This is a genomic window from Desemzia sp. C1 (genome assembly GCF_020882875.1).
Classification (GTDB): domain Bacteria; phylum Bacillota; class Bacilli; order Lactobacillales; family Carnobacteriaceae; genus Desemzia; species Desemzia incerta.
Map to the genome: position 1 here is coordinate 1846865 of NZ_JAJIZP010000003.1, position 21619 is coordinate 1868483.

The window sequence follows — 21619 nt, forward strand, 5'->3', positions numbered from 1 at the left end:
TTTAATTAATTGATGTATTTTTGTGTAATATCCATAAATGTTTGGATATCTTGGTGAATCAAGTTGATTCCATGCTGCCAGAAGTCTGGTTGGGTCAAATCTACGTTTAAATGCTTTAGAGCCAGATTTTCTGTTGTCATCGAACCGGTATCTTTCAATAGAGCGATGTACTGTTCTTCAAAGTCGCTTCCTTGTTCGATGGATTTTGCGTAAATTCCCATACTGAATAAGTAGCCGAATGTATAAGGAAAGTTGTAAAAAGGAACGCCTGTATTGAAAAAGTGCAATTTGCTGGCCCAGAAAGTAGGATGATAACTGCTTAAGCTATCTTCAAAAGCTTCTTTTTGAGCGGCTTCCATCAATTCATTTAAACGGTTTTCCGTCACAATCCCTTTTTTACGTTCTTCATAAAAGCGGGACTCGAATAAGAAACGAGCTTGGATGTTCATGAACATAGTAGCTGAACGTTGAATTTTATTGTCCAAAAGATTAATTCTTTCTTCTTCGCTTTGAGCTTCTTGTACAGTAGCGTCGGAAATGACTAGTTCAGCAAAAGTAGACGCCGTTTCTGCCACATTCATCGCATAACCTCTGTTTAAAGCAGGCAAATCTCTCATGACATGGCTATGGAAAGCATGTCCAAGTTCATGAGCTAAAGTAGACACTTCATTAGGCGATTCTGCGTAGGTCATAAAAATGCGGGATTCACCTGATTCGGGCAAGTTCGCACAATACCCACCGGGACGCTTGCCGCTGCGATTTTCTGCTTCGATCCAACTATTATCAAAAGCATGCTGAGCAAAATCAGCCATTTTTGAGCTGAATTTGCGGAAATTAGCCACGATAAAGTCTGCACCTTCATCGAAGGGGTAGCGTTGAGGCTGGTAATCGCCTAAAAGGATGGGCGCTTCAATGTCGACCCAAGAGAGCTTTTCTTTACCTAGTAATGCTGCTTTACGATTTAAGTAATCAACGATGGGCTGCTTATTCTTGTTGATAGTCTGCCACATAGTATCTAAAGTTGCTTCGGTCATTCGATTGTATTCTAGAGGGCGCTTCATAAAATCAGTGACGCCATGTAATTTGTAATTCGTCAGACGGAATCCAGCTAAATGATTCAACGTATCCGAAAACAGAGAAGATTTTTCGCTCCATGCTTTTTCCCACTCGGCAAAAATCTGTTGACGAACAGCGTCGTCAGGATCAGATCCCATTTTATTTTGTGCTTGTCCTGCTGAAAGTAGGGTTTTCGAGCCATCTTTTTCTTCAAAAGGTATCTCAATGGTAGAAACGATCGTATTGTAATGATCTCCCCATCCATCAAAGCCATCCAGTGATAAGCTGTTGATCAGGGCTTCTTCTTCCTCGCTAAGTAAATCTTTTCCGGCTGTACGGTCTTCATCTAACACAAAACGAACTTCTGAAAAAGGAGCTTGAGACAGTAAATTTTTCCATTCTTTATTTGGAACAGCAACGGTTTTTTTAGTTAAAATCGTTAAAATGGTTGAGAAAGAACTTCTGATTTCCATAATTTTCCCGTAGACTGCTCCAGCTTGTTTGTCCGTTTCATCCGCTGAAATCAATCCACGAATGAAAGTTGCTGCTTCGCTTAAGCCGAAAGAAAGGATTTCCTGCAATTCTAAAATAGCGGCGAACTCTGTGTAGGTTGGAGAATCTTGTTGCCAATTCCAATGAGAAACGTTATCGGAAAAAGTTGTTAGTTGTTTTTCCATAGTATCGAGTTTTTTCTGCAGCTGAGGAGAGGTGCTTCCACCGGGAAAAACGGAATCCATATCCCAATTTATATTATATTTCATTCATTACTTCCTTTCTGAATTTTAATCTTACTCTCTTATTGTAGAATTAATCTCTATAAAAATCTATGCATTTCCTGTAAAATAGTAAATTGAATATAAAATAAAATGATTAATGACATACTAGAAGGAGAGAATGATGAACAAATCGATAAAGAGTACGTTATTCATTGTGTTGGCTTTTGTCATGATGGGGATATTATTTTACAGTTCCTCTCAACCATACGGGGACCAGTCTATGACAGGATTTCTCGATACCTTACTTAAAAACGAACCTTTAAAAGGGTTGTTGAGTCATATCCGGTTTACATATGCAGGAAGCGAGGTCAGTATAGGAGCTAGCGGATACAATGCATTTATTGAGTTCTTTCTCCGCAAGGCAGCTCATTTTGGCTCTTATTTTTTACTGGCTTTATTTTGGTTTTTAGGATTAAAAGATCGGATAAACGGAATCTATTTAGCGGCTTTAGTGTCATGGCTATTGGCTTCTGGTTATGCTTCATTCGATGAGTTTCATCAAGGCTTGACACCAGATAGAACTCCTCTATTAGAAGATATTGTATTAGATAGTATAGGAGCGTTAACAGCAGTTGTACTGGTGTTAGTATATGTATTGGTTTGGAAAAAGAAGCATTCCTCAAAAAGGACTTATAAATAATGCTAGAAGTCTTGCTTCTGCTTGAGAATGTTGCGGTGATAGTGTTTTTTTGGTAGAATAGAAAGGCTTGATTGAAGCAAATACTATTAAACCGAAAAGAGGAATTGTGGATGGCAGGACATTCAAAATGGAACAATATCCAAGGACGTAAAAATGCACAAGATTCTAAACGTGCGAAAGTTTTTCAAAAGTTGTCTAGAGAGATCTATATGGCTGCAAAGAGTGGTGGTCCTGACCCCAACGATAACCCTCAATTACGTTTGGTATTAGATAAAGCTAAATCAAATAATATGCCAAGCGACAACGTTGAACGAGCAATCAAAAAGGCTTCTTCTGCAGGAGAAGGCGAAAACTATGATGAAGTATCTTACGAAGGATACGGACCAAATGGAATTGCTGTATTGGTTCATTCATTGACCGATAATTTAAACCGGACTGCTACTCATGTGCGTACCATTTTCAATAAAAATGGCGGTTCATTAGGAGAAAAAGGTTCAGTAAGCTATATGTTTGACCGCAAAGGGTACATTGCTATTGAACGCGAAGGTTTGGATGTAGACGAAGATACCATGATGATGAGTGTATTGGAAGCTGGCGGAGAAGAATTAGAAACCTCAGAACCAGTTTTTGAAATCTATACAGACCCTTCAGATATGGCAGATGTACGTGATGCTCTAGAAGCTGAAGGTTACACGATAGCACAAGCTGAAGTAACGATGATTCCTCAAACATTGATTGAATTACCCGAAGACAAAAAAGAAATTTTTGAGCAATTAGTCTCTAAATTAGAAGACGATGACGATGTGTCAGAAGTCTACCACAACGCTGATATGTAATATTTTTTTAAGCTTTACGACTCAATTTTGAGTTGTAAAGCTTTTTTTTGTTTTAAAACGAGAGTGATGGAAAAGAGCATATATTACAAGTATCACATACTAACAGTATAAAAATTGAAACCGGATAGGAGTGAAGGAATAGTGGAAGTAGAAGAATTTGCTTCGCATATGGTAGGAAAAGCCCATTTTACAGGAGTCAGTGATATCCATATCTTGCCAGAAGGAGATCAGTTGTTTTTGATTTACTTTAGAATCGGAGGCAACATGGTGCTTCATAAATCAATTGAAATAGACGAAGGGGAAAGGCTGATTTCTTATTTTAAATACATTTCGAATATGGATGTTGGAGAAAGAAGAAAACCGCAAAGCGGATCAGCAAATTTAAAAAATGATTATGGAGTATGTGCACTACGGTTCTCTATCATAACAAATTTTCGAGCGCAAGAAACTATGGTGATTCGATTATTGAGCCAAGCGAAGATTCAACCTCTTCGCACCACTACGTTTTTTCAAAAAGAAGTACAAGAGATTGAACGATTAGCCAAATACAAAAGCGGGTTACTATTATTTTCTGGCCCGGTTGGTTCAGGGAAGACAACAACAATGTACCAACTGATACGAGAAAGTTCTCATAGGCAGAAACAACAAGTTATCACCGTCGAAGATCCCGTCGAAATAGAAGAACCCAGCTTTTTGCAATGCCAAGTCAATGAAAAAGCCGGTATTTCCTATTCAACATTGCTGCGTTCCAGTTTACGCCATCATCCAGATGTATTGATCATTGGAGAGATCAGGGATGAAGAAACAGCCAAAATGGCTATACGAGGTGCTTTGACTGGGCATTTGATCATGGCGAGTATACACGCTAAAAATACCTTAGGCGTCCTTTCTCGACTGGAGGAACTGGGGGTATCTAAAGAGCAACTGCATCAATCTCTATTGGGAATCATTTACCAGAAATTGATCCCTCGATTTTGTCCATTGTGTCAAGGGAATTGCCACTTATCTTGTCCGCACTATGATATGGCAGACAAAAGAGCTGCCTTATATGAAGTTTTATCGAAAGAGCAGTTGGAGCAAATTGGACGGCACAGAGAAACGTATACATTGAATCGTACATTCAATAGTTTATTGAGAAAGGCGACCTCATATGGGTATATCAGCGAAGAGAATTGTCAAAAATACCAAATTCCATAAAGCTAAACAAAATAATATCCAAGCTTCTTTTTTACTGAAGCTATCAAAGTTGACCTCGGAAGGTTTTGTTTTGAAAGAGGCTCTGCAATTTTTGGCAACGATCATGCCAAAAGAAAAAATTTGGATAAAAACAATTGTAACTGGTTTAGAAGGCGGACAACGATTCGATGAGATGCTGAAAAAAGTAGGGTTTCCAGAGCGAATCACTGCTCAGGTATACTTATCATTGATTCATGGTCGCTTTGCCGAAGCGTTGCAATCCAGCGGAAACTACTTAAGCGAAAAAAGCCGACAGGAAAAACAACTCTCAAAGTTGTTGCAATATCCCGTTTTATTATTAGGGTTTATGTCCGGGGTCGTATTGGCTATTCGAATGATTTTGCTGCCTAACCTATTATCTTTAGGCGTAGGCGATACTAAAAATAATTCCATCATCACTTTTTTAGCGGTATCGTTCGTTCAATATTTTCCTTATCTATTAGGTTTTTGTGTGCTGACTTTAGGAAGCATGGGGTTAATTTATTATTACCGTCTTCATCAGCAATCTGCTATAAGAAAAGCTGTCACATTGACCTCGCTTCCTTACTTTGGAAAAATGATGAGATTCTATTACACAAGCTATTTTAGTTACGAGTGGAGTCAGTTGTTTAAAAGCGGCTTGCAATTAAATGAAATGATTCAATTGATGCAGACGAATTCGACTACGAAACTCATGCAGGAAGTAGCGTTGGGGATAGAAAAATCCCTGATGGAAGGGAAAAATTTTAAGCAATCAATGGAAGAATTTCCTTTTTTTACTGATGAGTTAGGCTTAATCGTCTTACATGGCGAAGCTACCAGCCAGTTAGGCAGTGAACTAGCAGTTTATTCAGAAGACTGTAAGCAGCAACTGACTGAAAAAATAGAAAAAAATTTATCTTATATTCAACCCGTCATGTTTATTCTGATAGCGCTCATTATTTTATGTGTTTACTTAGCTCTGTTGTTGCCGATGTATAGTTTATTTGAGGGGGAAACATTTTGAAAAAAGTCCAAAAATTATCCGATAAAGGATTTACATTGATTGAAATGATTATCGTTTTGTTTGTTATTTCAGTGATCATGCTGTTGATTATTCCTAATATTTCCAAAAATAAAGAGTCGATTGATACAAAAGGGAACGAAGCATTTGTTACGGTAGTCCAAACGCAATTGGATTTGTATACGATGAATGAAGGAGAAGCTGGATTGACAGATGAGAATACATTCAGTTCATTACACAAAGACAACTATTTAAGTAAAAACCAATTTGATCAAGCAGAGTCTATTTTGACAGTATCTAAAGGAGAAGTGGAACTAAAAGATAAATAAGTGGAGGTAGGCTCATGCTCAACAATCAAAAAGGTTTTTTACTGCTGGAAAGCTTATTAGTTTTAGCTATTGCTGCCAGCTTACTCTTCATTCCGCCTTTACTGTCTAGAGATGTGATTTCTGCAACAGAGGGAGAACTTTTCAAGCAACAATTGGAAAGCAGTGTAACAGCCACTCAAAACTATGCTGTATTGTCAGGGAAAATGACAAAAATTGAACTGTCTAAACAAAACAAACACGTAAAGTTTAGTCTGTTAGACAACCCTTCGCATTCTTTTAATCATAGATTGATTTTCCCGGAATCAGTTTCAGCTCTTAGTACGACAAAGGTATTTCACTTTCTTGGAGGCAGCGGCAATATTCGAGAACTTGACTCTATGGCTTTTACGATTGATGGAAAAAGAGCAGTATTCAAGTTTCAAATGGGAAGTGGTCGGTATGAGTGGGAATAAGCGGATAAATGAAAAAGGCTTTTTACTATTTGAAGCAATTTTGTCTTGGGTACTGATTACAACGTGCTTGATGATTTACTTACCTATATTGGTCAATCTGTTAACCACTCTTCATTCAGCCAAAAATGAATTGGAAATGGCCAGAATCGGATACGAGCAAATACAAAAATCAGTAGAGACAGAAATTGTTGATGACGAATGGGAAACCAATGGAAAAATTTATACTATCAGCGAAAAAGTAGTCAATGGACGGAAAGGAATCTGGGTCTATGAAGAAGGAAAAGTATGGAACCTGCAAATGGAGAGTCTTGAACTCCTATCCTCTAGACCTTAAAGGATTCACTCTTATTGAAGCCGTTGCCGCTTTATTTGTTTTCACACTTTGTTTGTCTTTATTTTCCATAGCTGCTAAACAATTGAACGCTGTCCAAGAGGCGCAAGTATCAGATCGACAATTGGAGTGGCATTTATTTCTAAATCAATTTGAATTCGATTTAAAAGAAAATCAATTAAAAGAAGTCAAAAATGAGAAGGTTACATTTAATCAGCCTGTCCCGAAAACCGATCAAGTAGAAGTGGTATCCTACGAAAGACGACTTCAAAAACTTCTTCGTAAAGTGGGAAATGAGGGCTATCAACCTATGTTGATGGAATTGAGAACCCTCTCTTTTCAATTAGATCAGACTTTTTTGATCATCAAAGTTGAATTTTTAAATGGAGAAACCTATCAATCTCAAATCAATCTTAAGGGTCATATAAAGGAGAACTAACGATGAATGAAAGAGGAGCCATATTGCCATCTATAATGGTCTTTGTGTTTTTATTGGTCGTAGTATTGTTGGGAAGCGTTCAAATTTATCGAAATCAAATGTATCAACTACTTGCAACAACCGAAATGTACGAAGCCAAAAGCATGTTATCTTTCACAGAAAGGGAAATACTAGACCGTTCAATGGACTCAAAAAAGCTTCAAACGGGTACGATTACTTTTAATAATGGAAAAGTTTACATCACTAAAACTGATTCAATGCATTACCAGTTGGAAGCAGTGACAACGAATCAATTTTCTTTAGTGAAACAAATAGCTGTGTCATCTCTAAAAAATGAAACAGCACAAGACGAAGATAAAAAAGAAATAACTGTCCCTTGATTAAAGGGGCAGTTATTTTTTTGGCAGACCTTATTTTGAGCATAGTATTGGTTTTTTAGAAGATGCAAGTGGTGTATACTGTAATTAGATGTACAATTAAGGAGTGAAGTTGAATGACACGATTAAATAAATTACGAACTGAAATGAGAAACAAAGGATTAGATGCTTTATTGATTACTAGTCCTTACAATTTGCGTTATGTTTCTAACTTTACAGGAACAACAGGGCTGGCAGTAATTACTTTAAATAAGGCCTATTTCGTAACTGATTTTAGATATACCCAACAAGCAAGTACTCAAGCGATTGATTTTGAAATCGTTCAAAATTATGGTTCGATTTATGATGAAGTCTCTAGAATCGTAACAAAAGATTCAATTAACCAATTAGGATTTGAAGAAAATTTTATTACTTTCAATATCTATAAATTATTAAAAGAGACTATTCCATGTGAATTGGTCCCAGTTGCTGGATTAGTAGAAGAATTGCGTGAAGTAAAAGATGAAACTGAAATTGCAACCATCAGAAAAGCATGTGAGATTGCTGATTCAGCTTTCAAATTTATTCTTGGAGAAATAAAAACGGGCATGACGGAAATTGAAGTAGCGAATAAACTAGACTTTCATATGCGCAGTCTAGGTGCAACAGGAGTTTCATTTGATACGATTGTAGCCAGTGGAGTTCGTTCTGCTATGCCACATGGAGTAGCTAGTGAAAAACGGATTGAAATGGGAGACATGATCACGTTGGACTTTGGCTGCTACTATCAAGGATATGTTTCAGATATGACACGCACATTTGCCATCGGAGATCCAGGGCAAAAATTGAAAGACATTCATCAGTTGGTTTTAGATGCGCAGTTGATGGTCAATGAAGCGGCGAAACCTGGTATTACAGGGGTTGCACTCGATGCAGTTGCCCGTAATTATTTTGCGAAGTACGGGTTTGCAGATGCTTTTGGTCACTCTACAGGACATGGGATTGGTCTTGAGATCCATGAAGGACCGAATGTTTCTCGTTTAGCTGAAAAAGCTTTTGTACCGGGAAATGTGATCACGAATGAACCTGGGCTTTATTTCCCAGACTTAGGCGGGGTTCGAATTGAAGATGATTTAGTGATTACTGAAACAGGAAATGAAGTGCTTGTACATTCTCCTAAAGAGTTGATTATTCTTTAATCCTATTAGGATTATTAATAGTCAGAACGCTTAAAACATGGTAAACTGGAGAAGAATGATAAAGGATTGTAGGAGGAAATTAAATGATTTCAGTAAATGATTTTAAAACGGGCTTAACCATTGAAGTAGACGGGGGCCTTTGGCGTGTCGTAGATTTCCAACATGTTAAACCAGGAAAAGGAGCAGCATTCGTACGCTCTAAACTAAAAAACTTACGTACTGGAGCAATGCAAGAAAAAACTTTCCGTGCGGGAGAAAAAGTAGGAAAAGCACAAATCGATAACCGTCGCATGCAATATTTGTATGAAAATTCTGGTTCATACGTATTTATGGATACAGAAAATTACGAACAAATTGAATTGCCTGGTGATTCTATTACAGACGAACTAAAATATTTGAAAGAAAATATGGAAGTTCACGTCATCATGTTTGGCTCAGAAACATTAGGAGTAGAGCTTCCTAATACAGTAGAACTAAAAGTTGTTGAAACAGAACCTGGCATCCGTGGAGATACTTCTTCAGGTGGATCAAAACCAGCTGTATTAGAAACAGGAACAACTGTTAACGTACCATTCTTTGTCAACGTGGATGATGTGTTGATCGTCAACACACAAGACGGATCATACGTTTCTAGAGCTTAGGATTCCATACTGCTCAACTAAGATTTGTTAGCGTGATAGAAGAAAAGGAGGAGGGTTTTTATGGCTCAAGATTCAACATACACTGTAAAAGATACTAAAGGATCGCTTGGCGAGATAGAAGTCGCTCCAGAAGTTATTGAAGTGATTTCTGGTATTGCAGCCAATGAAGTCGACGGAGTTTATGCGATGCAAGGTAAACTGGCTTCAGGCGTAACCGAGTTATTTGGTCGTGTAAACCACAAAAAAGGGGTACATTTGACACAAGATGAAGAAGGTTTGAAAGTAGACATTTACTGCTACTTCAAATATGGGGTTTCAGTTCCATCTGTGGCACTAGAGATTCAAAGCAGAGTACGAGAACAATTGCTGCAAATGACAGATATTGAATTGAACGAAGTAAATATTCATATCGTGGGTATCGTACCTGAAAAGTCAGCTATCAGTGACTTGTTAAATATAATGGACGAAGACGGTGAAGAAGAGTGAGTCTTACAAGACGAGATATAAGAGAAAAAGCGCTGCAATCACTTTTTCAATTGTCTGCGAATGAAGATTTGTCTAAAGAAGTGGCGATGCAAAAAGCATTAACAAACAATTCTGAAGACAAAGAAGAGCTTGAAGACATTGAGATTCCTTCTTATCTGAATGATTTGGTATCAGGTGTTATTGAACAGCAACAAGTGATTGACAGCAAAATCAACAGTCATTTGAAAAAATGGTCTATTAACCGTCTGGCAAAAACAGATTTATTAGTCATGCGAATTGCCGTATATGAAATGCTTTTTGTAGAAGAGGTACCTAATAAAGTGGCATTGAACGAAGCCTTGGAAATTATCAAACGTTACAGTGATGAAAAATCCAGCAAATTCGTCAATGGTATTTTATCCAATATGATTGAAGAGAAAAAAGAGGACTAGTCCTCTTTTTTTTTTTTTGAAAAATGAAAGTAAAAGAAAGCTTAAAAAAGTAAAAGCACAATGTTACAATGAAAGATGAAAAAATAGTGTACGTAAAAGGAAAGGAAGAACTAAGGTATGAGGAAATTAGCGATTATAGGAGCAGGTGTTGCTGGAGTAAGTGTATTGAATGCGCTGCTCGAAAACGCGTATTATGCAGACTGCAAAATAGTGATTTACGATCAGCAAAAGACATTTGGGACCGGCTTGCCTTATCAACCAGATGATGAACATTTATTGATCAATCAAACAGCAGACACCATGAGTTTGATTCCAGAAGATCCTCTTGATTTTGTTAAGTGGCTGGAAAGAGAAAAAGGGGTAGCTGATGGATCTAAAAAACATTTTCCTCGAACTTGGTATGGAGAATACCTCAAAGAACAATTAAAGAAAGCTGTAAAAGCAATCGAACCTACTATCATCCATGAGTATGTTCTCAATGTAAGAGCAGAAAAAAATGGGAAATATATCATTAAAACAGCATCTACATCAGAGAGATATGACATCGTTCATTTGTGTACAGGACATTTGCCATACCAGGATCCTTACCAGTTGATTGGTGAAAACAAGTATTATTACCATCCTTTTCCTTTACAAGAAAATTTGCCAGAAATTCCTCCTAAAGCTCGTATCGGAATCATTGGAACTGGTCTGACAAGTATCGATATCATGAGATTTTTAACATCTCAAAATAAAGGGTACAAGATTCAATTTTTTCTCGAACGGGTAACTTTTCTTTATACCGAGAGATGGAAAGTGAACTGACGTTGCACTACTTGACTATGAAGAATTTGAATCGTGCGAAAAAAGAACACAACGGGTATGTTCCTCTAGAGATGATGAAAGAATGGTTTTATTTAGAATGCTTTAGTAATGAAATAGATGTCAAAGAGTTGCAGGTTTTGTATGGAAAAGGAACAAAAGAACAATTAAAAAAACAGCTTATTAATAAAAATCCGTTAAGTAAACTGCAAACGATCATTTATAAGTTTGATCCCTGTTTACCAGATTTTCTTCAAGCTTTAACTGTTGAAGATAAAAAAGCGTTCTTTTCTTTTTATGAACCCCTGTTTAATCATTTTCGAACCCCCATGCCTAAAGAGTCTCTTCGATCGTTATTGGCATTGTGGGACAGTGGAAAAGTTGACGTTGCGACTGGATTACAGAATGTTGAAGTTACAGATTCTGGGTTTGACATGATTTTAGCCCATGAAAAAGGGATGCATGTAGAGTATCTCATTAACGCTACAGGACATGACTTCTCTATGGAACCAAGCTTGTATCAAACGGAGTTGATTAATCAACTGATTGATCAACAATTGGTCCAAAGCTCAGAATTTGGGGGAATCCAAGTCACATGGCCCAATGCAGAGGTGATTAGCCCTAAATACGGTCAGTTGAAAGGATTGTATGCACATGGGCAACTTATAAAAGGGACTCAGTATGTCAATAGCGCTCGTGCTATCATGTTAAGGGCCTATCAAGTAGTAGATGAGGCTGCAAAAGAGTGGGCGCAAAAAAATGTGCAGACGGATTAGTCCTGTCTAGTCGTAAAAACAGGGTAATATTAAAAAAGCTGTATAACAATTTACATCTTCTTTCGCGGGCTGGTAAATTTTGTGATTCTTCCTTCGACTAGTGTAATTTACTTGGCTAAACCTTAAATAAACGATGGTTATCAGAAAAATTTTAAGCAGACTATGGTAGACTGTAGATAGATAATTTGAACATGAGGTGATAGAAATGGTAGCAACGATTATGAGCGGGAAGTTATTGTCAGATGAACTAAATGAAGAAATGAAACTCGAAGTCATCAAGCTAAAAGAAAAAAATATCACTCCTGGATTAGTGGTGGTTTTAGTAGGGGAAGACACTGCCAGTCAAACTTACGTCAGGAACAAAGAAAAAAGAGCCAAAACATTAGGTATCCATTCTGTAGTAGAAAAATATCCAGAGAAAATGACGGAAATAGAATTGTTGCGAGTAATTGATCGCTTAAACAAAGATGATCATTTTCATGGGATACTGGTTCAATTGCCTTTACCGAAACACATTGATTCCACTAAAATATTGAACGCTATTCGCCCAGAAAAAGATGTCGATGGTTTTCACCCTATTAATATGGGAAAATTAGTCATCGGCCAACCTGACCGAATTCCTTGTACTCCATACGGGATCATGAAATTACTTCAACGTTACGAGATCGATATTGAAGGAAAGAATGCAGTTGTGATTGGTCGAAGCAATATTGTTGGAAAGCCAATGGCACAATTGTTGTTGATGAAAAATGCGACAGTTACCATAGCTCATTCGAAAACAAAGAATCTGGCAGCTGTAGCCAAAGAGGCTGATATATTGATCGTCGCTATTGGACGAGGACATATGATCACAAAAGATTTTGTGAAGCCTGGAGCAGTGGTTATAGATGTAGGAATGAACAGAGATGAGAATGGCAAATTGATCGGTGACGTAAAAAGCGATGAGGTCCAAGAAGTTGCCGGATACCTTACGCCTGTACCAAAAGGTGTAGGTCCTATGACGATCACTATGTTGATGTATCAAACAATAGAGAGTGCTAAAGAATTGTTAAATTAGGTATAGGAGTGTATGCATGTCAAATGAGTATTTAACGGTCTCCACACTAACCAAGTACATCAAAAGAAAATTCGATGTAGATCCATATCTCGAAAGAGTGTATTTGACGGGAGAGATATCTAATTTTCGCAACCGTCCAGGACACCAATATTTCAGCTTGAAGGATAACAATGCAGTTATTTCTGCAACGATGTTTAAATCGGCCTATCAACGCTTAAAGTTCACTCCAGAAGAAGGAATGAAAGTCTTGGTGATCGGGCGAGTTTCGGTATACTCAGATCAAGGGAAATATCAGATCTATATTGAACATATGGAGCCGGATGGTGTCGGAGCTTTATACCAAGCTTTAGAAGAAATGAAGAAAAAGTTGAAAAATGAAGGGCTATTTGATGCACCAAAGAAATTGCTGCCGACGTTTCCTAAGAGAATAGCCGTCGTTACGAGTCCCAGCGGAGCAGTTATTAGAGATATCATGACGACTGTCAAAAGGAGATTTCCGATTGCTGAGTTGGTCTTGTTTCCTACTAAAGTACAGGGCAAACAAGCTGCGGACACTATAGTTGAAAGTATTCGCCAAGTAGAAGAAAAAGGGGATTTTGATACTCTGATAATTGCTAGAGGTGGGGGATCGATAGAAGATCTCTGGCCCTTTAATGAAGAGAAAGTAGCGCGAGCCATTTTCGCAGCTCAAACGCCTGTCATCTCATCTGTAGGGCACGAAACAGATACGACGATTGCTGATTTGGTAGCTGATGTTCGAGCAGCCACTCCCACGGCTGCAGCTGAATTGGCGGTTCCGCAGCTGACCGAAGAGATTTTGAAAATCGACCAAGTTCACTTACGATTATTAAAGAGTTACCAACGAAAAGTTGAGCGCTTTGAGGAACGATTGAAGCACACTTTAAACTCTTATGTCTTTAGACAACCTCAACGTTTGTACGAAGGATATACGCAAAATCTGGATTTGTTGACTGAGCGGTTAGAGCGTGAAATGTCAGAGAAAATCACTTCGTACCAACAAGACTTGCGAGTCTACAAGATGCAGTTGCAGAGTCAGAACCCGCTACATCTAGTGCGGCAGAAAGAAGATAATTTGAATCAATTAAGTGCTCAACTAACTGTACAAGTCAATCGATACATGGAAGCTCAACGACAGCGCCTAGATTATGGTATCCAATCTTTGGACTATTTAAGTCCATTGAAGATCATGCACCGCGGATACAGCTACGCGTTAAAAGGCGAAACGATCATTAAATCAATCAATGATATAAATGAGGGAGACTCAATTGATATTCATCTCTCAGATGGAAAATTAACCGCAAAAGTTACAGAAAAAACGGAGGATACACATGGCTAAAAAAGATGCAGCAACTGAAATAGAAAATTTGAAATTTGAAGAAGCTATGCAGCAATTGGAACAAATCGTGGCTCAATTAGAACAAGGGGATGTCCCTTTAGAAGAGGCCTTGAACCAATTTCAAAAAGGTGTCGCTTTGAGTAAACTATGTAAAGATAAATTAGAAAATGCAGAAACGACTTTGACGAAAATTGTTAATGAGAACGGTGAAGAGACTATATTCGATCAAGAGTTAGATGCGAATTAAGAAAAGGAGAAACTCTTATGGAATTTAGTGTGTTTAGAAAAGAAGAACTTCCTAAAGTAGAGCAACGGATGATTGAGTGGCTAGATAAGACACAAGACACAAAAGGCACTTTATACCAAGCAATGAAGTATTCATTAGCAGCTGGAGGTAAAAGAATTCGTCCTTTACTTGTCTTGGCAGTAATCAAATCATTAGGCGGAGAAGTAGAAAAAGGCTATGATACCGCAGCAGCTTTAGAGTATGTGCATACTTACTCATTAATTCATGATGATTTGCCGGCTATGGACAATGACGAATTAAGACGGGGAAAGCCCACCAGTCATATCGTTTATGGGGAGGCAGTAGCAATTTTGGCCGGAGATGCCCTGTTAACCCAAGCTTTTGAAGTTATCACAAGAAGTGAGATTTCTCTTGAACAGAAAGTAGCATTGACCGTAGCATTAGCAAAATCTGCAGGCGCAAATGGAATGGTTGAAGGTCAAGTAGAAGATATTGAAGGGGAAAGTCAATCATTATCTTTAGAAGCTTTGAAACAAGTCCACGATAAAAAAACCGGTGAGTTGATTAAGTTTGCTGTATATGCGGGAAGTGTTTTAGCTGACGCTCCAGAAATAGTCCAACAACAGCTGAATCAATTTGCTGCGTGTTATGGTCTGGCATTCCAAATCAGAGATGATATTTTAGATGTTATCGGAGATGCGAAAGAGCTAGGGAAAAATATCGGGCAAGATGAACAGCACAGCAAGAGTACCTATCCGCACCTGTTGACCTTAGAAGGGGGTAAAACAGCGCTAGAAAAAGAATTGGATGAGGCTTTAGCGATTATCAGTCAAATTGAAACAGAATATCGACCTGAAAATAAGATCATCGATATGAATTTGTTGAAGGATATGGTGGCTTTATTAAGAATCAAAGATGAACAGGTGAACCAATGAAAAAAGAACGTGCAGACAAGTTGTTAGTACAGCAGGGGTTTGCCGAGTCGATAGATAAAGCCCAACGAATTATTATGACAGGGAAAGTTATTACCGATAAAAACGAGCGCGTAGATCATGCTGGAGAACTGTTTCCCATGGAAACGATGTTCAGGATCAAAGGGAAATCATCAGCCTATGTTAGCCGTGGCGGTTATAAATTGGAAAAGGCTATTCAATTATTTGATGTAGATATAAAGAATAAAATCTTGTTGGATATCGGATCTTCTACAGGGGGTTTCACAGATGCGGCTTTACAACATGGAGCTCATTTAAGTTATGCTTTGGACGTTGGAACCAATCAGTTAGCTTGGAAATTGCGTCAAGATCCACGTGTAGTGGTGATGGAACAAACCAATTTTCGCTACAGCAAACCTGAGGATTTCACTCAAGGAAGACCGTCTATTGCGTCTATTGATGTGTCTTTTATTTCACTAAAGCTGATTTTGCCGGTTTTAAAACACATCCTAGAAGACAATGGGGATGTTCTGGCACTAATCAAACCTCAATTCGAAGCAGACAGAGATGAAATCGGACCTAAGGGGATTGTCCAAGATAGAAACATCCATAAAAAAGTTGTGGACAATATCTTAGCTTTTGCCGTTCAAGAAGGATATGATGTATTAGGACTCGATTTTTCACCGATCACTGGTGGAGAAGGCAACATTGAATTTTTAGCACATTTGAGGTCTTCAACAAATGATATTGGCGAAATCAGTGAATCAATAGACACTGCTGAAGTCATTGATAGAGCACACCAGCGTTTTTTCAATCATCGCTCATAAACAGAAGGACAATATAAAGGATTTTGCTTTTTATATGCAAAATCCTTTATTATTTTTTCTAAATACTAAATTGTATGCAAAAAAAACAAGCGTTCACTAAAACGCCGAATTATGCTCACATTTACCGCAAAATCAAGATTCTTTTTAAATTTATCTTTCTAATTTTTGACAAGTAGGATAGAATAAAGAAAAAAATCAATACATAGTTTGCATAAGATGAGGTGGGGGAGTATGAAGAAAAAGGATCGTCATCGGTTGTTAAAAGAAATTATTGAAGAGTATGTCATCGAAAAACAAGAGGATTTTGTGCGTATATTACATGAAAAAGGGATTGAAGTAACACAAGCTACGATATCACGTGATATCAAAGAGCTGCACCTTATAAAAATACCTGCACCAGTTGGAGGGTACCGCTACAGTATGCCTCCAGATATGAATTATGATACCTCAAAGAAATTGGAACGATTGTTACATGATGCTTTTATTTCAATAGACTATCAAGATTATTTTATAATTATTCATACTATACCTGGAAACGCATTCGCTTTAGGCGCATTGGTGGATGCCTCTAATTTTGAGGGAGTATTTGGAACGATTGCCGGAGATGATACGTTGCTGGTGATTTGTCGTTCTTCAGCAGATGCTTTAAACTTAAAAGAACAAATTATTCAATTGATTTAGCTGCTAGAGAAGTTTAATGGAGGTAGTTAGTGTGCTACAAGAATTAGCTATTAAGAATTTTGCTATTATTCACGACTTAGCTTTGAGTTTTGAAAAAGGAATGACCGTACTTACAGGTGAAACAGGTGCTGGGAAGTCCATCATTATCGATGCTGTGGGACTGATTGCTGGAGGTAGAGGATCCAGCGAGTTTATTCGGCATGGTGCGGATAAATGCACCTTAGAAGGACAATTTGCAGTGGAAGGGAACCCGGCTACTCATGCTTTACTGGATAAATATCAAATCGATATCGAAGAAGAGACACTCATTATTCAAAGAGATATCCACCGAAGCGGGCGAAACGTTTGCCGAGTCAATGGGCGTTTAGTGAATATCGCGACTTTACGCGAAATCGGCGAAAGCTTGATCGATATTCACGGGCAAAGTGAACACCAAGAGTTGATGTATTCTGAAAGACATTTGAACATGCTCGATCAATTTGGTGATGAAGAATTGATTAGCTTAAAAAGATCGTATGGAGAGACTTACCAAGAATACAAAGAAATCGAAAAAACCGTATTGAATAGTCAATCGAGCGAGCAGGAACTTGCTCAACGAGTAGACATGCTGCGTTTCCAAACAAATGAAATCGAAATGGCTGAACTGACAGTTGGGGAAGACGTCACGTTAGAAGAGGAAAAGAATCTGCTTTCCAATTATCAAAAAATTGTAGAGTCTTTGAATATGGCGTATGGAGCGTTGCAAGGAGAAGAGTACGGAGGCGTGGATCTCGTTGGCAATGCTATGTCAGCGCTTGAAACTATTGAAGATATTGATTCATCATATAAACGAATCTCAGAGATTATTTCTAATAGCTACTTTCAACTGCAAGAAGCAGCAAGTGATATTTTAAAAGAACAAGATCAATTAGCGTATGATGAAAATCGATTGAATGAAATTGAAAAGAGATTGGAAATTATCCAACAATTAAAGCGCAAATACGGAGAATCCATAAAAGATATCCTTGTCTATTATGAAGAAATCTCGATTGAACTGGATAATATCTTAAATCGCGAAACTCATTTATCACGTTTAACAGAAGAACTTGAAGCGATCAAAAAAGACTTGGTCAAGCAAGGGAAACAATTGACACGTAAAAGAAAAGAAACAGCCGATCAATTACAAACAGCTATACAAGAACAATTAAAAGAACTGTACATGGACAAAGTACAATTTGAAGCACGTTTTCTTTCAGCCAAAGAAAGCGAAACGTCTATTTATGAGTCTGGATTAGATCACGTTGAATTTTATATTGCTACCAATTTAGGAGAGCCCTTAAAACCATTAGCAAGAGTTGCTTCTGGAGGAGAGTTGTCTCGTGTCATGCTGGCTTTGAAAACAGTTTTTTTCGAAAACTCAAGGGATCACGAGCATTATTTTTGATGAGGTGGATACGGGAGTAAGCGGACGAGTTGCTCAAGCTATAGCCAATAAAATTTACAAAGTTGCTGTCCATTCACAAGTGCTTTGTATTACGCATCTTCCACAAGTTGCAGCAATGGCAGACAACCATTTGTATATTTCAAAAGCTATTGTAGAAGATCGCACGGAAACCTGTGTGAACAAATTAAAAGACGCTGAACAAATCAATGAACTGGCTCGCATGTTAGCCGGAACAGAAATCACTAAATTATCCATTGAACATGCTAAAGAGTTAAAAGACTTAGCATACAAGGAAAAACAAGGAAACGTAAACCAAGCCTAGTGTAAATAAAAAGTCGTACAGAAACCGAGAAGGTTTGTTGTACGACTTTTTTTACTATTGAGTAATTTATGGACTAAACGAAATTCATTAATGTGTAAAGGACTGATAAAAGGCCAGAACCTAACATGGCAAATATAATGATTAGGATGAAAAATCTTAAGCCTTTATTTGTTTTCTTTGATTTTTTTTGATTGTTCAAGCAGATTCCCCTCACTTCCATACGCGCTTTTGATAAGTTTACAATAACTGCTTATCCTTTTACAAGGGACTTTAAAAAACTTTAGAAAAACTCATTCTTTTTCATCCAATAAGCTGTCACAGCTAGTAAAATTACTGTCCCAAAAAGAAGGATCCAAAATCCGAATGGAGAATCTTCAAAAGGAACAGGCACGTTCATTCCCCACAGAGAACCAATCAGCGTAGGAATGGTAAAAATAAAAGTGATGGAAGTTAAAAACTTAACGACCGTATTCAAATTATTTGAAATAACAGATGAAAAAGTACTACTCAATTGATTCAATAAACGATAAGTTTGAGAAGCCATCACTTCTGCTTGGCGATTTTCTACCATCACATCTCGAAGCAGCTCATCATCTATTGGATTTGCAGTAAAATCTTCCAGTTCTTTCAAACGATCAATGACAGGATGATTGCTTTTTAAAGCAGTGTCTATAAATACCAAACTTTTTTGTAGTTCCATCAAATCAAATAAATATTGTGATTTAGAGGAAGACTGCAATTGAACCTCTAAGTCATCAGTAGATTGATTGATTTCTTTCAAATAAGTAATGAACAAAGAAGCGATATGCATCGATGCTTTCAAAACAAACTGATCAGCTGTTTTAAAATTATTGAGTTTGTCATCATCAACTTGCATAAAACTTTTTAAGAATTCAGGAGTATCATGAGTAGCAGTAATCAGTGTATCTTCTGCCATTATAATTGATAAAGGACGAGTAACATACTCAGTCAAATTCAATCGGCTTTTCGTTTTTAAAGGATATAAAAGAACGATTAAACCGGGGGTATTATCATATTGTTTACCTAGTTTTTCGTAACGTGAAATTTCGTCTGCATCAAATGCTCCCGTTAGGTAATCGACTGGAAAGTGATACGTATGTGCTAAATGAAGGATATCTTCTTCATTTGCTTGACTGATGTGGATCCAGTCAGAAGAAGTTGTTTCCGGATTGTTATTCGGCAAGAAATCGCCTTTTTCATCTCGATTTAAGTAATGAATCATATTTATACACCGCCATATTTTATATTGAATGTCTTATAGCTATTGTACCTTATAAACCACAAACTAGCGTCAGCCTTGCTTATGAATTTTTTTGTTCAACAGCCGATAAATAAAAAAAACAATGTAGCTTTAATATTTAGCGATTGTCTGCTAAAATTAAGAAGGAATGCTTAGCTTCATAAATAAGATACTAATGGCTTTGAAGGGAGAATATAATTACATGAGTAAACAACAAATTGGTGTTGTAGGTATGGCTGTAATGGGGAAAAACTTAGCATTGAATATTGAAAGCAGAGGTTACTCTGTTTCTATATACAATCGTACGACTGCAAAATCAGCAGCTGTCATTGAAGAAAACCCAGGAAAAAACTTAGTTTTAACTGAAACGATCGAAGAATTTGTAGATTCATTGGAAACACCAAGACGTATTGTTTTGATGGTTCAAGCTGGAAAAGGGACAGACTTAGTGATCCAATCTCTATTACCTCATTTAGATAAAGGCGATGTACTGATTGATGGAGGAAATACGTTCTTCAAAGATACAATTCGCCGCAGCGAAGAATTGGCTGAATCAGGTATCAACTTCATCGGAACTGGAGTTTCCGGCGGTGAAGAAGGAGCATTAAAAGGACCTGCTATCATGCCAGGTGGACAAAAAGAGGCTTACGATCTAGTAGCACCTATCTTAGAACAAATTGCTGCTAAAGCACCAAGTGACGGCGAACCATGTGTGGCTTATATTGGACCAAACGGTGCAGGACATTACGTGAAAATGGTCCATAACGGTATCGAATATGGGGATATGCAATTGATTGCTGAGTCTTATCATTTATTGCGTGAAGTGGTTGGATTATCTGTGGAAGAAATTGCAGAAGTCTTCAGAGAATGGAATCAAGGTGAATTAGATAGTTTCTTGATTGAGATCACTGCTGATGCATTAACTAAAAAAGATCCTGAAACAGGTAAACCAATGGTGGAAATCATTTTGGACCGTGCTGGAAACAAAGGAACTGGAAAATGGACTTCTCAAAGTGCATTAGACCTAGGTGTTCCACTTCCATTGATTACTGAATCTGTATTTGCCCGTTACATTTCTGCTTTGAAGAGTGAACGTGTAGAAGCCAGCAAAGTATTGCCAAAACCGGCTGCATACTCATTCGACGGTGACAAAAAAGAAATGGTTGAAAAAATTCGTCAAGCATTGTACTTCAGTAAAATCATGAGCTATGCTCAAGGATTTGCCCAAATGCGTACAGCTAGTGAAGAATACGATTGGAACTTGCAATATGGCGAGATCGCGAAAATTTTCCGCGCTGGTTGTATTATCCGTGCTCGTTTCTTACAAGAAATCACTAATGCATATGACCGTAATCCTGAATTGAAAAACTTGGTTTTAGATGAATACTTCATGGACATTACTAAAAACTATCAAGATTCTGTTCGTGATATTATCGGAATCGCTGTTAAATCTGGTGTTCCAATTCCAACATTCTCTTCAGCAATTGCTTATTATGATTCTTACCGTAGTGCAGATCTGCCGGCTAACATCATCCAAGCTCAACGTGATTATTTCGGTGCCCACACTTACGAACGTAAAGACAAAGAAGGCACATTCCATTTTGACTGGTATGGAGATAAAGGACAAGAAGAACTATAATCAGTACGACAAGGTTAAATTAGAAAAGTTTTATAGTAAAGACAGGATTAGGACAAAAGTTCTAATCCTGTCTTTACGAATGTTTACAAAAGGCGATGATTCCGCT

24 protein-coding genes and 1 pseudogene are annotated in these 21619 nt (G+C 37.6%); 23 read left to right on the forward strand and 2 right to left on the reverse strand.

Features of this window, described 5'->3' with window-relative positions; genetic code table 11:
• Window positions 1–5: 5 nt before the first annotated feature.
• Window positions 6–1817 carry a M3 family oligoendopeptidase gene (locus LMF32_RS09410; RefSeq protein ID WP_230524577.1) on the reverse strand — a complete coding sequence of 604 codons (1812 nt, stop codon included), beginning with the start codon at window positions 1815–1817 and terminating at the stop codon, window positions 6–8.
• Window positions 1818–1950: 133 nt separating this feature from the next.
• Here LMF32_RS09410 and LMF32_RS09415 point away from each other — a divergent pair, with 133 nt between their 5' ends.
• The 22 genes and pseudogenes from LMF32_RS09415 to recN all read left to right on the forward strand — a co-directional run bounded on the left by LMF32_RS09415 (window position 1951) and on the right by recN (window position 18613).
• The gene (locus LMF32_RS09415; protein ID WP_230524578.1) at window positions 1951–2472 is read left to right on the forward strand and encodes a VanZ family protein; all 522 of its coding nucleotides are present in this window, start codon (window positions 1951–1953) and stop codon (window positions 2470–2472) included.
• Window positions 2473–2582: 110 nt separating this feature from the next.
• Complete coding sequence (locus LMF32_RS09420; protein ID WP_230524579.1) at window positions 2583–3308, forward strand: YebC/PmpR family DNA-binding transcriptional regulator; 726 nt, start codon at window positions 2583–2585, stop codon at window positions 3306–3308.
• Window positions 3309–3449: 141 nt separating this feature from the next.
• Window positions 3450–4505 (forward strand): competence type IV pilus ATPase ComGA, encoded by a 1056-nt coding sequence (comGA, locus tag LMF32_RS09425; RefSeq protein ID WP_230524580.1) that lies wholly within the window; start codon window positions 3450–3452, stop codon window positions 4503–4505.
• A complete protein-coding gene (gene comGB / locus LMF32_RS09430) occupies window positions 4459–5529 on the forward strand; it encodes a competence type IV pilus assembly protein ComGB (protein WP_188204374.1) in 1071 nt (356 codons plus the stop codon). Before comGA ends, comGB begins: the two co-directional genes overlap by 47 nt.
• Window positions 5526–5855 (forward strand): competence type IV pilus major pilin ComGC, encoded by a 330-nt coding sequence (gene comGC / locus LMF32_RS09435; protein ID WP_230524582.1) that lies wholly within the window; start codon window positions 5526–5528, stop codon window positions 5853–5855. The genes comGB and comGC overlap by 4 nt, the downstream gene beginning before the upstream one ends.
• Window positions 5856–5869: 14 nt before the next feature.
• Entirely contained in the window at window positions 5870–6307 is a 438-nt protein-coding gene (gene comGD / locus LMF32_RS09440) for a competence type IV pilus minor pilin ComGD (RefSeq protein WP_230524583.1), read from the forward strand.
• Window positions 6294–6641 carry a hypothetical protein gene (locus LMF32_RS09445; RefSeq protein ID WP_188204377.1) on the forward strand — a complete coding sequence of 116 codons (348 nt, stop codon included), beginning with the start codon at window positions 6294–6296 and terminating at the stop codon, window positions 6639–6641. The genes comGD and LMF32_RS09445 overlap by 14 nt, the downstream gene beginning before the upstream one ends.
• Window positions 6577–7077 carry a competence type IV pilus minor pilin ComGF gene (comGF, locus tag LMF32_RS09450; protein WP_188204378.1) on the forward strand — a complete coding sequence of 167 codons (501 nt, stop codon included), beginning with the start codon at window positions 6577–6579 and terminating at the stop codon, window positions 7075–7077. The genes LMF32_RS09445 and comGF overlap by 65 nt, the downstream gene beginning before the upstream one ends.
• A 2-nt stretch (window positions 7078–7079) precedes the next feature.
• Entirely contained in the window at window positions 7080–7457 is a 378-nt protein-coding gene (locus LMF32_RS09455) for a hypothetical protein (RefSeq protein ID WP_188204379.1), read from the forward strand.
• Between the two features lie 113 nt (window positions 7458–7570).
• On the forward strand, window positions 7571–8632 hold the full coding sequence (locus LMF32_RS09460) for a Xaa-Pro peptidase family protein (protein ID WP_230524584.1): 1062 nt from the start codon (window positions 7571–7573) through the stop codon (window positions 8630–8632).
• Between the two features lie 83 nt (window positions 8633–8715).
• Window positions 8716–9273 (forward strand): elongation factor P, encoded by a 558-nt coding sequence (efp, locus tag LMF32_RS09465; protein WP_230524585.1) that lies wholly within the window; start codon window positions 8716–8718, stop codon window positions 9271–9273.
• 60 nt (window positions 9274–9333) lie between these two features.
• Entirely contained in the window at window positions 9334–9759 is a 426-nt protein-coding gene (locus LMF32_RS09470) for an Asp23/Gls24 family envelope stress response protein (protein WP_230524586.1), read from the forward strand.
• Window positions 9756–10190, forward strand: a complete 435-nt coding sequence (gene nusB / locus LMF32_RS09475) for a transcription antitermination factor NusB (RefSeq protein WP_230524587.1) — start codon at window positions 9756–9758, stop codon at window positions 10188–10190. The genes LMF32_RS09470 and nusB overlap by 4 nt, the downstream gene beginning before the upstream one ends.
• 117 nt (window positions 10191–10307) lie before the next feature.
• Window positions 10308–10994 (forward strand): FAD/NAD(P)-binding protein, encoded by a 687-nt coding sequence (locus LMF32_RS09480; RefSeq protein WP_230524588.1) that lies wholly within the window; start codon window positions 10308–10310, stop codon window positions 10992–10994.
• 2 nt (window positions 10995–10996) lie between these two features.
• Window positions 10997–11767, forward strand: a complete 771-nt coding sequence (locus tag LMF32_RS09485; RefSeq protein ID WP_230524589.1) for a hypothetical protein — start codon at window positions 10997–10999, stop codon at window positions 11765–11767.
• 205 nt (window positions 11768–11972) lie between these two features.
• Complete coding sequence (locus LMF32_RS09490; protein WP_230524590.1) at window positions 11973–12824, forward strand: bifunctional methylenetetrahydrofolate dehydrogenase/methenyltetrahydrofolate cyclohydrolase; 852 nt, start codon at window positions 11973–11975, stop codon at window positions 12822–12824.
• A gap of 16 nt (window positions 12825–12840) precedes the next feature.
• Window positions 12841–14181: an exodeoxyribonuclease VII large subunit gene (gene xseA, locus LMF32_RS09495; RefSeq protein ID WP_230524591.1), complete on the forward strand. Its 1341-nt coding sequence runs from the start codon at window positions 12841–12843 to the stop codon at window positions 14179–14181.
• Complete coding sequence (locus LMF32_RS09500) at window positions 14174–14428, forward strand: exodeoxyribonuclease VII small subunit (RefSeq protein WP_188204386.1); 255 nt, start codon at window positions 14174–14176, stop codon at window positions 14426–14428. Before xseA ends, LMF32_RS09500 begins: the two co-directional genes overlap by 8 nt.
• Window positions 14429–14445: 17 nt before the next feature.
• Entirely contained in the window at window positions 14446–15363 is a 918-nt protein-coding gene (locus LMF32_RS09505; protein WP_230524592.1) for a polyprenyl synthetase family protein, read from the forward strand.
• Window positions 15360–16187 carry a TlyA family RNA methyltransferase gene (locus LMF32_RS09510; RefSeq protein ID WP_230524593.1) on the forward strand — a complete coding sequence of 276 codons (828 nt, stop codon included), beginning with the start codon at window positions 15360–15362 and terminating at the stop codon, window positions 16185–16187. The genes LMF32_RS09505 and LMF32_RS09510 overlap by 4 nt, the downstream gene beginning before the upstream one ends.
• A gap of 231 nt (window positions 16188–16418) precedes the next feature.
• Window positions 16419–16868, forward strand: a complete 450-nt coding sequence (argR, locus tag LMF32_RS09515) for an arginine repressor (protein WP_092479797.1) — start codon at window positions 16419–16421, stop codon at window positions 16866–16868.
• 31 nt (window positions 16869–16899) lie between these two features.
• Window positions 16900–18613, forward strand: a pseudogene (recN, locus tag LMF32_RS09520) (DNA repair protein RecN).
• A 280-nt stretch (window positions 18614–18893) separates the two neighbouring features.
• Here recN and LMF32_RS09525 read toward each other — a convergent pair.
• Window positions 18894–19856: a magnesium transporter CorA family protein gene (locus LMF32_RS09525; protein ID WP_230524594.1), complete on the reverse strand. Its 963-nt coding sequence runs from the start codon at window positions 19854–19856 to the stop codon at window positions 18894–18896.
• 220 nt (window positions 19857–20076) lie between these two features.
• Here LMF32_RS09525 and gndA point away from each other — a divergent pair, with 220 nt between their 5' ends.
• Window positions 20077–21513, forward strand: a complete 1437-nt coding sequence (gene gndA / locus LMF32_RS09530) for an NADP-dependent phosphogluconate dehydrogenase (protein ID WP_188204392.1) — start codon at window positions 20077–20079, stop codon at window positions 21511–21513.
• Window positions 21514–21619: the final 106 nt, after the last annotated feature.

Coding starts and splice junctions, on each gene's coding strand:
- LMF32_RS09410 (WP_230524577.1), bottom strand. CDS start 1,817: ATGAAATATAATATAAATTGGGATATGGATTCCGTTTTTCCCGGTGGA.
- LMF32_RS09415 (WP_230524578.1), top strand. CDS start 1,951: ATGATGAACAAATCGATAAAGAGTACGTTATTCATTGTGTTGGCTTTT.
- LMF32_RS09420 (WP_230524579.1), top strand. CDS start 2,583: ATGGCAGGACATTCAAAATGGAACAATATCCAAGGACGTAAAAATGCA.
- comGB (WP_188204374.1), top strand. CDS start 4,459: ATGGGTATATCAGCGAAGAGAATTGTCAAAAATACCAAATTCCATAAA.
- comGD (WP_230524583.1), top strand. CDS start 5,870: ATGCTCAACAATCAAAAAGGTTTTTTACTGCTGGAAAGCTTATTAGTT.
- LMF32_RS09445 (WP_188204377.1), top strand. CDS start 6,294: ATGAGTGGGAATAAGCGGATAAATGAAAAAGGCTTTTTACTATTTGAA.
- comGF (WP_188204378.1), top strand. CDS start 6,577: ATGAAGAAGGAAAAGTATGGAACCTGCAAATGGAGAGTCTTGAACTCC.
- LMF32_RS09455 (WP_188204379.1), top strand. CDS start 7,080: ATGAATGAAAGAGGAGCCATATTGCCATCTATAATGGTCTTTGTGTTT.
- LMF32_RS09460 (WP_230524584.1), top strand. CDS start 7,571: ATGACACGATTAAATAAATTACGAACTGAAATGAGAAACAAAGGATTA.
- efp (WP_230524585.1), top strand. CDS start 8,716: ATGATTTCAGTAAATGATTTTAAAACGGGCTTAACCATTGAAGTAGAC.
- LMF32_RS09470 (WP_230524586.1), top strand. CDS start 9,334: ATGGCTCAAGATTCAACATACACTGTAAAAGATACTAAAGGATCGCTT.
- LMF32_RS09480 (WP_230524588.1), top strand. CDS start 10,308: ATGAGGAAATTAGCGATTATAGGAGCAGGTGTTGCTGGAGTAAGTGTA.
- LMF32_RS09490 (WP_230524590.1), top strand. CDS start 11,973: ATGGTAGCAACGATTATGAGCGGGAAGTTATTGTCAGATGAACTAAAT.
- xseA (WP_230524591.1), top strand. CDS start 12,841: ATGTCAAATGAGTATTTAACGGTCTCCACACTAACCAAGTACATCAAA.
- LMF32_RS09500 (WP_188204386.1), top strand. CDS start 14,174: ATGGCTAAAAAAGATGCAGCAACTGAAATAGAAAATTTGAAATTTGAA.
- LMF32_RS09505 (WP_230524592.1), top strand. CDS start 14,446: ATGGAATTTAGTGTGTTTAGAAAAGAAGAACTTCCTAAAGTAGAGCAA.
- LMF32_RS09510 (WP_230524593.1), top strand. CDS start 15,360: ATGAAAAAAGAACGTGCAGACAAGTTGTTAGTACAGCAGGGGTTTGCC.
- argR (WP_092479797.1), top strand. CDS start 16,419: ATGAAGAAAAAGGATCGTCATCGGTTGTTAAAAGAAATTATTGAAGAG.
- LMF32_RS09525 (WP_230524594.1), bottom strand. CDS start 19,856: ATGATTCATTACTTAAATCGAGATGAAAAAGGCGATTTCTTGCCGAAT.
- gndA (WP_188204392.1), top strand. CDS start 20,077: ATGAGTAAACAACAAATTGGTGTTGTAGGTATGGCTGTAATGGGGAAA.